Source organism: Ruegeria sp. YTSC003 (assembly GCF_059609785.1).
Map to the genome: position 1 here is coordinate 78,197 of NZ_JBXWMK010000005.1, position 11,350 is coordinate 89,546.

Annotated in this window: 18 protein-coding genes; 9 read left to right on the forward strand and 9 right to left on the reverse strand. The window is 57.6% G+C overall.

Annotated elements, in window-relative coordinates:
- The first annotated feature begins 47 nt into the window (after positions 1-47).
- Positions 48-410: a response regulator transcription factor gene (locus AC2FFH_RS11320; protein ID WP_108861296.1), complete on the forward strand. Its 363-nt coding sequence runs from the start codon at positions 48-50 to the stop codon at positions 408-410.
- On the opposite strand, the gene AC2FFH_RS11325 is transcribed toward AC2FFH_RS11320, so the two are convergent.
- A complete protein-coding gene (locus AC2FFH_RS11325; protein WP_496767197.1) occupies positions 392-1,381 on the reverse strand; it encodes a glutathione S-transferase family protein in 990 nt (329 codons plus the stop codon). The genes AC2FFH_RS11320 and AC2FFH_RS11325 overlap by 19 nt on opposite strands.
- Before the next feature lie 211 nt (positions 1,382-1,592).
- Between AC2FFH_RS11325 and AC2FFH_RS11330 the strand changes: the two genes are divergently transcribed.
- Positions 1,593-1,946, forward strand: a complete 354-nt coding sequence (locus AC2FFH_RS11330) for a hypothetical protein (protein WP_496844431.1) — start codon at positions 1,593-1,595, stop codon at positions 1,944-1,946.
- A gap of 36 nt (positions 1,947-1,982) precedes the next feature.
- On the opposite strand, the gene AC2FFH_RS11335 is transcribed toward AC2FFH_RS11330, so the two are convergent.
- Complete coding sequence (locus AC2FFH_RS11335; protein WP_496844432.1) at positions 1,983-3,155, reverse strand: MalY/PatB family protein; 1,173 nt, start codon at positions 3,153-3,155, stop codon at positions 1,983-1,985.
- A gap of 94 nt (positions 3,156-3,249) precedes the next feature.
- Here AC2FFH_RS11335 and def (AC2FFH_RS11340) point away from each other — a divergent pair, with 94 nt between their 5' ends.
- From def (AC2FFH_RS11340) to AC2FFH_RS11360, 5 genes are read left to right on the forward strand one after another with little or no spacing between them, the layout of a single operon-like run.
- Complete coding sequence (def, locus tag AC2FFH_RS11340) at positions 3,250-3,768, forward strand: peptide deformylase (RefSeq protein ID WP_058278958.1); 519 nt, start codon at positions 3,250-3,252, stop codon at positions 3,766-3,768.
- On the forward strand, positions 3,765-4,259 hold the full coding sequence (gene def / locus AC2FFH_RS11345; RefSeq protein ID WP_496780140.1) for a peptide deformylase: 495 nt from the start codon (positions 3,765-3,767) through the stop codon (positions 4,257-4,259). The genes def (AC2FFH_RS11340) and def (AC2FFH_RS11345) overlap by 4 nt, the downstream gene beginning before the upstream one ends.
- Before the next feature lie 2 nt (positions 4,260-4,261).
- Entirely contained in the window at positions 4,262-5,167 is a 906-nt protein-coding gene (gene fmt / locus AC2FFH_RS11350; protein ID WP_496780138.1) for a methionyl-tRNA formyltransferase, read from the forward strand.
- A 14-nt stretch (positions 5,168-5,181) separates the two neighbouring features.
- Positions 5,182-5,436, forward strand: coding sequence for a hypothetical protein (locus AC2FFH_RS11355; RefSeq protein ID WP_058278955.1), 255 nt, complete (start codon positions 5,182-5,184; stop codon positions 5,434-5,436).
- 1 nt (position 5,437) lies between these two features.
- Positions 5,438-5,674 (forward strand): GlsB/YeaQ/YmgE family stress response membrane protein, encoded by a 237-nt coding sequence (locus tag AC2FFH_RS11360; protein WP_496844434.1) that lies wholly within the window; start codon positions 5,438-5,440, stop codon positions 5,672-5,674.
- Positions 5,675-5,680: 6 nt separating this feature from the next.
- On the opposite strand, the gene AC2FFH_RS11365 is transcribed toward AC2FFH_RS11360, so the two are convergent.
- The 7 genes from AC2FFH_RS11365 to AC2FFH_RS11395 all read right to left on the reverse strand — a co-directional run bounded on the left by AC2FFH_RS11365 (position 5,681) and on the right by AC2FFH_RS11395 (position 10,167).
- Positions 5,681-6,283, reverse strand: a complete 603-nt coding sequence (locus AC2FFH_RS11365) for a COG3904 family protein (RefSeq protein WP_496767189.1) — start codon at positions 6,281-6,283, stop codon at positions 5,681-5,683.
- Positions 6,284-6,337: 54 nt separating this feature from the next.
- The gene (locus tag AC2FFH_RS11370; RefSeq protein ID WP_058273289.1) at positions 6,338-6,961 is read right to left on the reverse strand and encodes a trimeric intracellular cation channel family protein; all 624 of its coding nucleotides are present in this window, start codon (positions 6,959-6,961) and stop codon (positions 6,338-6,340) included.
- Positions 6,958-7,425 carry a ribonuclease HI gene (gene rnhA, locus AC2FFH_RS11375; protein WP_108861286.1) on the reverse strand — a complete coding sequence of 156 codons (468 nt, stop codon included), beginning with the start codon at positions 7,423-7,425 and terminating at the stop codon, positions 6,958-6,960. The genes AC2FFH_RS11370 and rnhA overlap by 4 nt, the downstream gene beginning before the upstream one ends.
- Positions 7,418-8,005 (reverse strand): class I SAM-dependent methyltransferase, encoded by a 588-nt coding sequence (locus AC2FFH_RS11380; RefSeq protein WP_496844435.1) that lies wholly within the window; start codon positions 8,003-8,005, stop codon positions 7,418-7,420. Before AC2FFH_RS11380 ends, rnhA begins: the two co-directional genes overlap by 8 nt.
- A complete protein-coding gene (locus AC2FFH_RS11385) occupies positions 8,002-8,454 on the reverse strand; it encodes a DUF3429 domain-containing protein (RefSeq protein ID WP_496723284.1) in 453 nt (150 codons plus the stop codon). Before AC2FFH_RS11385 ends, AC2FFH_RS11380 begins: the two co-directional genes overlap by 4 nt.
- Entirely contained in the window at positions 8,451-9,401 is a 951-nt protein-coding gene (gene ispH, locus AC2FFH_RS11390; protein ID WP_496723282.1) for a 4-hydroxy-3-methylbut-2-enyl diphosphate reductase, read from the reverse strand. The genes AC2FFH_RS11385 and ispH overlap by 4 nt, the downstream gene beginning before the upstream one ends.
- 193 nt (positions 9,402-9,594) lie before the next feature.
- On the reverse strand, positions 9,595-10,167 hold the full coding sequence (locus tag AC2FFH_RS11395) for a LabA-like NYN domain-containing protein (RefSeq protein WP_058278950.1): 573 nt from the start codon (positions 10,165-10,167) through the stop codon (positions 9,595-9,597).
- A gap of 154 nt (positions 10,168-10,321) precedes the next feature.
- Between AC2FFH_RS11395 and folK the strand changes: the two genes are divergently transcribed.
- Together folK and rpoZ are read left to right on the forward strand one after the other, a co-directional pair.
- Complete coding sequence (folK, locus tag AC2FFH_RS11400; RefSeq protein ID WP_496740284.1) at positions 10,322-10,879, forward strand: 2-amino-4-hydroxy-6-hydroxymethyldihydropteridine diphosphokinase; 558 nt, start codon at positions 10,322-10,324, stop codon at positions 10,877-10,879.
- 94 nt (positions 10,880-10,973) lie between these two features.
- Entirely contained in the window at positions 10,974-11,327 is a 354-nt protein-coding gene (rpoZ, locus tag AC2FFH_RS11405; protein ID WP_010437681.1) for a DNA-directed RNA polymerase subunit omega, read from the forward strand.
- Positions 11,328-11,350: the final 23 nt, after the last annotated feature.

Here is an 11,350-nt window from a genome sequence, read left to right on the forward strand (position 1 = left end):
ACGGGGGTCGGCACCGCACACTCTACCAAGTGCCGAGGTTGTTGCAAATGAATGTACTGATTGTTGAGAGTAACCCCGACCTTGGTCGGGTCTGGAAAAGACATCTGGAACGGCAAGGCGCCGAAGTGACGCTTGTTGCCGGGCAAGAGGCTGCGATCCTTGCGCTGTACGGCACGGATTTCGATATCATCGTGCTGGATCTGGTGCTGGAAAATGGCAGCGCGTTGGCAGTGGCTGATTTCGCCAGCTATCGCCGCCCCGAGGCGCGGGTGATCTTTGTCACCAACACCACCTTTTTTTCAGACGGATCGATCTTTGCACACAGCCCAAACGCGTGCGCTTATGTGCAAAGCGGCACGCCGCCAGAAGATCTGGCGGCGATGGTCGAGCATTACGCGGCGGGCCGCTGACCGCGCCCGTGCGGTTCCATGTAGTCCAAAACCGGGTTGGTCGGGATGATCCGATGCGGGTTGATGCTTTCGTGGCTATAGTGATAGTGGCGCACGATGTGGTGCATGTTCACCGTCGAAGCGACGCCCGGCCATTGATACAACTCGCGCGTATAAGCCCAAAGATTCGGATAATCGATCAGCCGCCGCCGATTGCATTTGAAATGCAGATGATAGACGGGATCGAACCGGATCAGCGTCGTGAACAACCGCCAGTCAGCCTCGGTCAGGCGATCACCCATCAGATAACGGTTTAAAGTCAAACGGTCTTCCAGCCAGTCCAGTGTTTCAAACAGCGGGTCCACGGCGGTGTCATAGGCCTGTTGGCTCGTGGCAAAGCCGGATTTGTAGACGCCGTTGTTGACGTTGGAATAGATGCGCGCATTCACCTCTTCGATCTCATCGCGCATCGCTTCGGGCCAGTAATCGTCGGTGTTGCCGGTGATCCCGTCAAAGGCCGAGTTGAACATGCGGATGATTTCCGAGCTTTCGTTCGAAACGATCGTCTGCTGTTTCTTGTCCCACAGGATCGGCACTGTGACCCGGCCCGAATAAGAAGTGTCGGCCTTGGTGTAAATCTGGTGGGCAAAGTCCAGACCATAGAGAGTGTCCCCGGTTGCCCCATTGCCATCAGTCTCAAAGGTCCAGCCCTTATCCAGCATGTCGGAATGCACAACAGAAACAGAGATGTGACTGGTCAAACCCTTCAGTTCCCGGAAGATCAGAGTTCGGTGTGCCCAGGGGCAGGCATGGCTTACGTAAAGATGATAGCGCCCGGATTCAGCGTTAAACCCGCCCTTGCCCGATGGTCCGGCGCTGCCATCTGCCGTCAGCCAATTGCGAAACTGCGCGGCGCTGCGTTTGAACGCGCCGCCAGTGGATTTGGTGTCATACCAAGTGTCGTGCCATTTACCGTCGACCAACAGGCCCATCTCATGCCCTCCGAAAAGCGATTTCGCCAAACATAGGCGGTCGCAAGTGCCGTTCCTATGCGAGGGCGCGCGCATCCTTCCTGCGCATACGCACAGGATGGATTGGGATTTCTGTGCAACAAATTGATTTCTCGGCGCTGACTGTGACCGGGTTCACTGGATTTTTACAATTTGCGCCTCACAATAGACTACTCTGTTGGGGGAAATTTTTATGAGTACGTATATTTCAAAGGAAATTACTGCCGAATTGGATGCGGCCCGAATCGCCGGTTTGAAGAAAACCAGCCGCCTGCGTGTCGAAATTGGCGACAATTCCTATAAAATTCTTCGATTGTGGAAAGACGGCTTTACGGTTGAAGCTGAAACCACGCCGCGACTGCGCGGGCTCGTCGACATCTATGATGGCGCCAACCACCTGTACCAATGTCTGATCATCGCGGATGAGGATGAAGCAGGCGAAATGCGATACGAATTCAAGCGCAGCACGGCCGCTGCCGACAAGGCTCCGCTGGATTTCTACCGCGCGCCGGACGCGCCGATTGCGTTGCTTGGGCACAAGGATTGAGGGCAAGGCCAACGACATTGCCGTTGGCCGCCTCGTTCACTGCAAATCAGCAAATGCATGCTTTAGCCGTTCGCATGCCTCTTCGACCCGCGCACGCTGAGTAGCCAGGTTGAACCGTTCGAAGGTCTCACCCCCTGCGCCGAAACCGGGGCCTGAGGACGTTGCGATTTTGGCATCTTCGCGCAGGCGGCGGACAAACTCTTCATGGGTCATGCCGGTTCCTGAGAATTCTACCCAAGCCAGATAAGTAGCCTGCAACGGCATGGACCTCAGACCAGGAATCTCGGCGATTGCTGCGTCAAAGACCTGGCAGTTGCCCGCCAGATGCGCGACCTGTTCGTCAACCCATGCCGCACCCTCGGGCGAATAGGCGGCAGTTATCATCGCCACGCCCAACGCGCTGGGGTCATAGTCCAGCGTCTGAATGCGGTGCCGCATGGCCGCGCGCAGTTTGGGGTCCGGAATGATCATGTTACCGGTGCGTTGACCGGCGATGTTAAATGTCTTGGACGCCGCAGTCAGGGTCACGGTCCACGGCCGCGCATCCAGCGCAGCCACATCCATCGGCACGAACGTATTGCCAGGATAAACCAGATCGTGGTGGATCTCATCCGAGACCAAAATCAACCCATTACGTTCGGCGAATGCGGCCACGGCACGCAGTTCATCCGGTGTCCACACCCGGCCCGAGGGGTTTTGCGGCGAGCACCACAGCAACAGCTTTTCCGACCCGTCCAGACGCGACTGAGCGTCGTCCAGATCCAGGCCATAGGTTTCGCCTTGGCGAACTAGCGGGCACTCGACAACGCGACGTCCCGATTTGTTCACCTTGTGGGCAAACTCATGGTAGACGGGGCTGAAGATGACGACGCCGTCGCCGGGTTCGCTCCAGACATCCAGAGACAGGGCGATCGCATTGCCTAACCCCTGTGAAGTCAGCACCCAATCGGTGTCGATGTCCCAACTATGGCGGTTCTTCATCCACCACTGAATCGATGCCAGATATTCCGGGTGAATCCACGAATACCCAAAGACCCCATGGACAGCCGTTTTTCGAACCGCATCAATTACGCAAGGCGCTGTTGGGTAATCGGAATCTGCCGTCCACATGGCCAGCCCGTCCTGCGGGGGCACACCGTAGATTTGCTCCATCTTATCCCATTTTGAACTGTTGGTTCCCCGGCGGTCGATCAGGTCGTTGAAAGTCATGTCTGCTCCATCTGTCCGGACGAAAGCTAGCTACAATTCCAGCGGGTGCAAGGGGGGCGTTGCGGTGCAGTGCGGGATGGCCTAAATCAACCCCATGAAACGTAATATCCTGATCCATCCCGACCCCCGCCTGAAAAAGGTCTGCGCGCCTGTGGCAGATATCAGCGACGAGCTGCGCAAGCTGGCAGACGACATGCTGGAGACGATGTATGACGCGCCTGGCGTTGGTCTGGCCGCGCCTCAGATCGGCGTGCTGGATCGGTTGATCGTGTTGGACTGCATTAAGGAAGAGGGCGAAGCCCCGCGTCCGTTGATCATGTTCAATCCCGAGGTTATCGCCTCGTCCGATGAGACCAATGTCTACGAAGAAGGCTGCTTGTCGATCCCCGAGCAATTCGCCGAAGTCACGCGCCCCAAAGTGGTTGATGTCACGTGGATTGACCAGGATGGGAACTTGCAACAGGAAACATTCGACGGCCTGTGGGCGACCTGTGTTCAGCATGAGATCGACCATTTGAACGGCAAGCTGTTCATCGACTATCTCAAGCCGCTGAAACGGCAGATGATCACGCGGAAGATGCAAAAACTAAAGCGCGAGCAGGCCCGCGCATGACCGCTCGCACCTGCCTGCCATGGCCCGATAAACGCCTGCGCACCAAGGCGGAGGACGTCGCCGAGATCACCGATGAAATCCGAGCCATCTGGGACGACATGATCGACACGATGGAAGCTATGCCCGGTGTTGGCCTTGCCGCGCCGCAGATCGGTGTCATGTTGCGGCTGGCTGTGGTGGACGGCTCGGTCGAACGCGGTAAGGCTGTGCGTTTGGCGAACCCAGAAATCCTGCACAGCTCAATCGAATTGCGCGAACATGATGAGGCCAGCCCGAACCTGCCCGGTGTCTCGGCCAAGGTGAAACGCCCGCGCGCGGTGACGGTCAAGTTTCTGAACGAACAGGGCATGGTGGATCGCCGCGACTTTGTCGGGATCGAGGCCACAAGCGTACAGCACCAGATCGATCATCTGAACGGGAAGATGTATTTCGACCGGCTCAGCAAGGTCAAACGGGACATGCTGCTGCGCAAAGCCAAAAAGCAGGGGTAGAGATGCGCGTCACTTTCATGGGTACACCCGACTTTTCGGTTCCTGTGCTGGATGCGCTGGTTGAGGCGGGTCATGATATCGTCGCCGTATATTGCCAGCCCCCGCGCCCGGCTGGTCGGGGCAAAAAGGATCGACCGACACCGGTTCACGCACGGGCCGAAGCGTTAGGCCTGACTGTCCGCCATCCGGTGTCTCTGAAATCGTCAGATGAACAGGATGCCTTTGCTGCACTGAACGCAGATGTGGCTGTGGTGGTCGCTTATGGCCTGATCCTACCGCAGCCCATTCTGGACGCGCCTGCCCAGGGATGTCTGAATATCCATGCCAGCCTGTTGCCGCGCTGGCGCGGGGCGGCCCCGATCCATCGCGCCATCATGTCCGGCGATGCGCAAACCGGTATCTGCATCATGCAGATGGAGGCCGGTCTGGACACAGGCCCGGTTCTTATGCGCGAAGCAACCGATATCGGGATCGAGGAAACCACCGACCAGTTGCATGACCGGCTGTCGATAATGGGCTCCAAACTGATCGTTGGGGCTTTGCATGACCTGCCGAATCTGACGCCCGAGCCGCAGCCCGAGGTCGGTGTGACCTATGCCGCCAAGATCGACAAATCAGAGGCACGGATTGACTGGTCGCGGCCCGCAGCAGAGGTGGACCGGCAGATCCGCGGTCTGTCCCCGTTCCCAGGTGCCTGGACCGAGATTGACGGAGACCGCGTGAAACTACTGGCGTCGCGTCTGGCCGAGGGGCAGGGCGTACCCGGCGAAGCTCTGGACGATGCCTTGACAGTAGCTTGCGGCGAGGGTGCCGTTGATCTGTTGCGCCTGCAACGGGCGGGCAAAGGCGCACAGGATAAGGAAACCTTTCTGCGGGGCTGGCCTGTGGCCAAGGGAAGTCGGATTTAGAAGGAATAACAGACTTGTACATGACTTTGATGGGGACGGTGTTGATTGCAGCCGTCGTTGGAAGCCTTGCGGAAAAAACCGGGTTTACCCGAAACGGCTATCTGCAATCTATCATCATTTGTATCGGCGGTGCCTTTCTGTTTTTCTTTGCTCAGATCATGTTTGGCAGGATGTTCGGGTTTAACCTTGCTTTTGGGTCCCCGGGATTGAACGCTATTGTGTCATCCGTCGGCGCGCTGATCATCGTGCCGACCCATTGGAGGAAGTGACATGCCTGTCATCGCCCTGATCGTCATCGGAGCCGCCGCAGGGTTCCTGGCCACCCGTTTAATGCGGATCGAGGCCAACATCCCCACAACCATGTTGATTGGCATCGTTGGTGCACTGGTTGGCGGATTTCTGTTGCGGGCCTTGATCACCGTGGCAGGGTGGTTGTCCGGATTTGTAGGCGCGATTCTGGGCGCGCTGCTGGTAATCTGGATATGGCAGACCTATCTGCGGCGTTGAGCGGGGCTACCGCTCGTCGCAAATCACTGTTGATCCCAACGATTTCGAATTGCGCGTCGCCATTTTGAAGCGATTGGCTTCCTCTGCTGACATCCAGTGCATTTCGTCCTCGGACGCTGCATCAAGCGTGAACCAATAAAAGGCCGGGTCGACACCAATGTCATTGAAATAGTCGAGATAGCGATCGTGCTCGGGGTGGTTTTCGGGCAGGTTGGCAGCCACATATCCGCCGCCGCCCCAGCTATGAACCCCGACACATGCGCCAGGTTCCAGAGTGCGACGATTGCCTGCCAGGAACAGATCGGTGCCACCAGAGGCGACCAAGCCGTTTGAGGGCACCACAGTATCGAACCCTTCGTCCCGAACAACGCGGCTGAAAACGACATTTGCATCATCATCGACCGAGCCTTCGATGTTCTGCAGTACAAGTGTCTTGATCTCGGGATTGGCCGCAGTGATTTCTTCAAAAGCGCTGAGTGTCGTGTGATCAATAGCCCCCGAAGCAACGATTTCGTCGCCCTGTACAACGAAGCTGACCGCGTCGTATCGCTCCGCACACGCACCCAGAAGAGCCAGTGAGGCGACAAAAATGGGGAAAGTGAATTTCATTTCAGTTCTCACTTCTGTGGCACAGGAAATGCAGATCGAACATTTTGCACCCATTTATTGCCGCGGCGGGCGCGCCTTGTAAACCGGAAGCCGCCAGCCAAACACCAATGATCCTGCCCGCAATGCCCAGCAGATCAACGCACATGCGGCTAGTGTGGCCAACTCGTCGAAACCAAGTCGGGTCGCGATCACAGCGGCAAAAGCCCCGGCAAACGCGCAAGAGACGTAGAGCTCACCCTGTTTCAGGACCAGTGGCACTTCGTTGCAGACCACGTCCCGCATCAGGCCGCCAAGGCAGCCCGTTGTGACGCCCATCAGCACAACGATGACACCGGATTGGTTCAGAGACAAGGCTGCGCCAGCACCTGCTGCCGCGGCAATCGACAGGGCGAAACTGTCCAGCCAGACCAGCAAGTTGTATCGGCTTTCCACCAAATGGGCAGTGAAAAACACCACCACGGCGGCTGCTGTGGCGATCAGGATATAGTCTGGCTGGCCGACCCAGAATACCGGATGCCGGTCCAGCAGCAGGTCGCGGACGGTTCCGCCGCCCACAGCAGTCAGGCAGGCCATAAAGGCGAAGCCTACCAAATCCAGCTGTGCCCGGCTGGCCACCAATGCGCCTGTCAGGGCAAAAACCAGAACTGAGGCATAGTCGAGCAGTGCCAGACCGCTCACGTTTGCGCCTTTTTTGGTTTGAACGGGGCCATGCCCGCGCGGGCCAGCTCGTCGGCTTTTTCGTTTTCGGGATGGCCAGCATGGCCTTTGACCCATTCCCAGGTCACGTCATGGCGGGCCTGTGCCTCATCCAGTCGCTGCCACAGATCGACATTCTTGACCGGTTTCTTGTTCGAGGTCTTCCAGCCGTTGCGTTTCCAGCCGAAAATCCAGCCGGTCACGCCATTTTTTACATAGGCGCTGTCGGTCACCACAGTGATCTTCGAGGCCCGCTCCAGGGTTTCCAGCGCGCTGATCGCGGCCAGCAATTCCATACGATTGTTGGTGGTCTCAGCTTCGCCGCCGTTCAGCTCGCGTTCTTTCAGGACTTTCTCGCCATCCATTGCGCGCATCAACACACCCCAGCCCCCGGGACCAGGATTGCCCGAACAGGCACCATCGGTATAGGCAAACAACTCAGGCATGGGCGATCACCAGAATAAAACCGTCATAAGATCCAGCCAGGCCTTTGCCCACGCCAGTTGTGATCCGGTCAATTGTGAACCCCGCCTTCGCCAGAGCCTCTTCGATCTCGGTCTGTGAGAAATAGGTGTAATAGCGATCAATGTCGTCGCGGTGTTCACCGGTTCCCAGTTTCAGACCAAGGAAAAAGATACCCTCAGGCTTGAGTGCCCGGTGGATGGCCGCCAAATGGCGCGGGAAATCCTTGCGCGGCGCATGTAGCAGCGAAAAGCTGGCATAGATGCCGTCAAACGTGGCCGTTTCGGTCACATCGTCAAATGTACCGACATGCGCATCTACGCCATTTTCGCGGGCGTGTTCCACAAAGGCCGGCGTCGCATCCAATGCCCGAACCCGCAGCCCCTCACGCATGAAGAACATACTGTCCGCCCCGGGGCCTGAGCCGAGGTCAAGCACATAGCCGCCCGGCGCAACCGCTTCGGCAAAGGCCATGCGGGCCTCGATCTGTTCGGGCGGCAATGGGACGCTCAGGTACTCGGCAACACGCGTGGTGTAGGCGTCAATTGTCTGACGGTCGGTCACAGGTACACTCCTACGGCAAGGCATATCAGGACGATGGCTGTCAGCAGAACGCGCAGCCTCAGCCACCATGTTGGGGTCAGCCGCCAATATGCAAATATCGCATCCAACATCAGCAAACCGGCGAAGCCGTACATTAGGTTGATGCCCGCCTCAACAGGTCCACCGCCGGTCATGAAAAACGCCCAAAGCGCCGGGAGGACTGACAGCACATAGCATGTCGCTGCCTTACTGCCCGAGGTCTTGGTGGCGAACCCCCACAGAACACCGGACATAAAACTTAAAATCACAGAGCCGTAGAACAGTTGAATATACGGTCCGACGAACCGCGACCCAAGCTCTTGCCTGCCCCAATCCTGCAAATCGCCGTTCAAGGAGGTCAGCGCGCCCCAAATGAACGGGATCAACCCCGCCAGCGCCAGAACCAACGGCGCCCTGGGGACGCCTCTCATGCGGTTTGCCTCAGGACGCGGGGCACTTTGAATTCGACATTTTCGACGGCGGTTTCGACCAGTTCAACCGTCACGTCATAGTGGGTGTCGAAAGCGTCAATCACCTCATTCACCAGCACTTCGGGTGCTGAAGCGCCTGCGGTAATGGCGATGGTTGAGATGCCTTCCAGCGCCCGCCAGTCGATATCGTGGGCGCGCTGCACCAATTGCGCATAGTTGCACCCGGCGCGGGCCGCAACCTCGACCAGTCGGCGTGAGTTCGACGAGTTCGGCGCGCCGACAACAAGCAGGGCATCCGATTTTGGAGCCACGGCTTTGACGGCCTCTTGCCGGTTGGTGGTGGCGTAGCAGATGTCTTCCTTATGCGGGCCAACGATGGCCGGGAACCGGACTTGGAGGGCTGCGATAATATCCTTGGTGTCATCCACCGAAAGCGTCGTCTGGGTGACAAATGCCAGCTTTTCCGGATTGCGTACCTGAACCGAGGCCACGTCATCGACGGTTTCAACCAGCAGCACTTCGCCGTCGGGCAACTGGCCCATGGTGCCGATGGTTTCCGGATGGCCCTTGTGCCCGATCATGATCATCTGCAATCCGGCCTCAGCATGGCGCTGAGCCTCCACATGAACCTTGGAGACCAGCGGGCAGGTGGCATCGACATAGATCATCTCGCGCTGGGCCGCCGACGCGGGAACGGATTTCGGTACGCCATGCGCTGAAAAAATAACGGGTCGGTCGTTAGGACACTCGTCCAGCTCTTCGACAAAAACGGCCCCCTTGGCGCGCAGACCATCTACGACGAATTTGTTGTGCACAATTTCATGCCGCACATACACCGGAGCACCCCATTTCTGCAGCGCCATTTCAACGATCTTGATCGCCCGGTCGACACCGGCGCAGAACCCGCGCGGCGCGGCGAGGTATAGGGTAAGGGGCGGCTTGGTCATGTCTTGGTCTCCATAGGCCACAGGTAAGTCTTTTCCCGGCTATGGTCCAGACAGGACATTGTCATTGATATGACATGAATCACTGCTAGCCAGCAGGTGTTTCAGTACCTGCTTTTAGTTAAAGAAGCGCGGTCAGGTTGGTACAGCCTGACCGCGCTAATTTCTTCCCCCGGGTTTGGTGAGTGGCCCGGTCTTACTGTCCACCCGCAGCAACGCTGCGTGGCTCCATGGGCATTTCACGCGGAGGCCGCCCGATCACGTCGCGCAGGTCCTCAAGCTCGATGAAGTTGTCGGCCTGGCGGCGCAACTCGTCCGAGATCATCGGCGGCTGGCTGCGGATGGTCGAAACCACCGAAACGCGCACGCCCTGACGCTGCAGGCTGGCAATCAACGGGCGAAAATCCCCATCGCCCGAAAACAGCACAATATGATCGACACGTGGTGCCAGTTCCATAGCGTCGACTGTCAGTTCGATGTCCATGTTACCTTTGACTTTCCGACGCCCCATGCTGTCGGTGTATTCCTTCGCCGGTTTTGTCACCATGGTGAAGCCGTTGTAATGCAGCCAGTCAACCAAGGGGCGGATCGGGGAATACTCGTCGTTTTCCAATAGCGCCGTATAGTAAAAAGCCCGAAGCATCTTGCCGCGGCGCATAAACTCCTGGCGCAGCAATTTGTAGTCGATGTCAAACCCCAGTGCTTTTGCGGCTGCATAAAGATTCGAGCCGTCGATGAACAGCGCTAGCCGTTCGTCTTTATAGAACATAAATAGGTCCTTCCGGTACAATACAAAGCGCCGTGGTGTTACGTGAGTGGGTGTTTGAAAAATAGGCGGCGCGCTGATCTTCTATAATTAGGCCATTTCGGTCGTATCGCAAGTATGCAATTCGCCGAATATAGTGAATGGAACGTACAAATCTATGTCAAAAGCGGTTATCGCGCTGGGCGCAAATCTCAAATTGAGAGGTATTGGCCCCAAGGTGACACTTCAAAGCGCCCTTGACGCGATCTTGCGTCATGGGGTGGTGATTCGTGCCGTCAGCCGTTTTTTTGAGACCCCGTGCTTCCCGGCAGGTGCCGGGCCTGACTACGTCAATGCGGCTGCTTTGATCGAAACGGACAGGACACCGACCGATTTGTTGCACCTGCTTCACCAGATTGAGCATCAGTTTGGGCGCGAAAGGGTGCAGCGATGGGGTATGCGAACGCTGGATCTGGATCTGGTCTGCTATGATGATCTGGTTCTGCCAGATCGCACCGAATTTGACAGCTGGCTGACCCTGCCAGCACAGGAGCAGACGCAAAAGGCGCCGGACCGGCTGATTATTCCACATCCGCGCCTGCAGGATCGTGCTTTCGTCCTTGTTCCGATGGCGGACGTCGCCCCGGATTGGCGGCATCCTGTGCTGGGCCGGACGGTAACCGAAATGCTGGCAGACCTGCCCGCGTCGGATATTGCGGCAGTCACGGCTGTGTGAACGGTGCATTTGCAGCATTTCTTGCTTGTCAAGGCGGGGATTCGCCCTTAGATAAACCTCTTCCTGACATGGATTCAGTAACGGAGAGCGCCCCATGGCCCGCGTGACGGTTGAAGATTGCGTAGACAAGGTTCCTAACCGGTTTGAACTGGTGATGCTTGCCGCCCATCGTGCGCGCGAGATTTCTGCCGGCGGCCCGATCACCGTCGACCGTGACAATGACAAGAATCCCGTCGTGTCGCTGCGCGAGATTGCGGACGAAACTCAAAGCGCGGATGAACTGCGCGAGCGCCTGATCGAGGCCAACCAGACCCAGATTGAGGTCGATGAGCCGGAAGAAGATCAGATGGCTCTGCTGATGGGTGCGGAATCGGACAAACCTGCCGATGACGATATGTCGGAAGAGAAGCTGCTGCGCGCTCTGATGGAGGCTCAAGGCCAGGGGTAAGCCCCAAAGATGAAGGTGCGGAC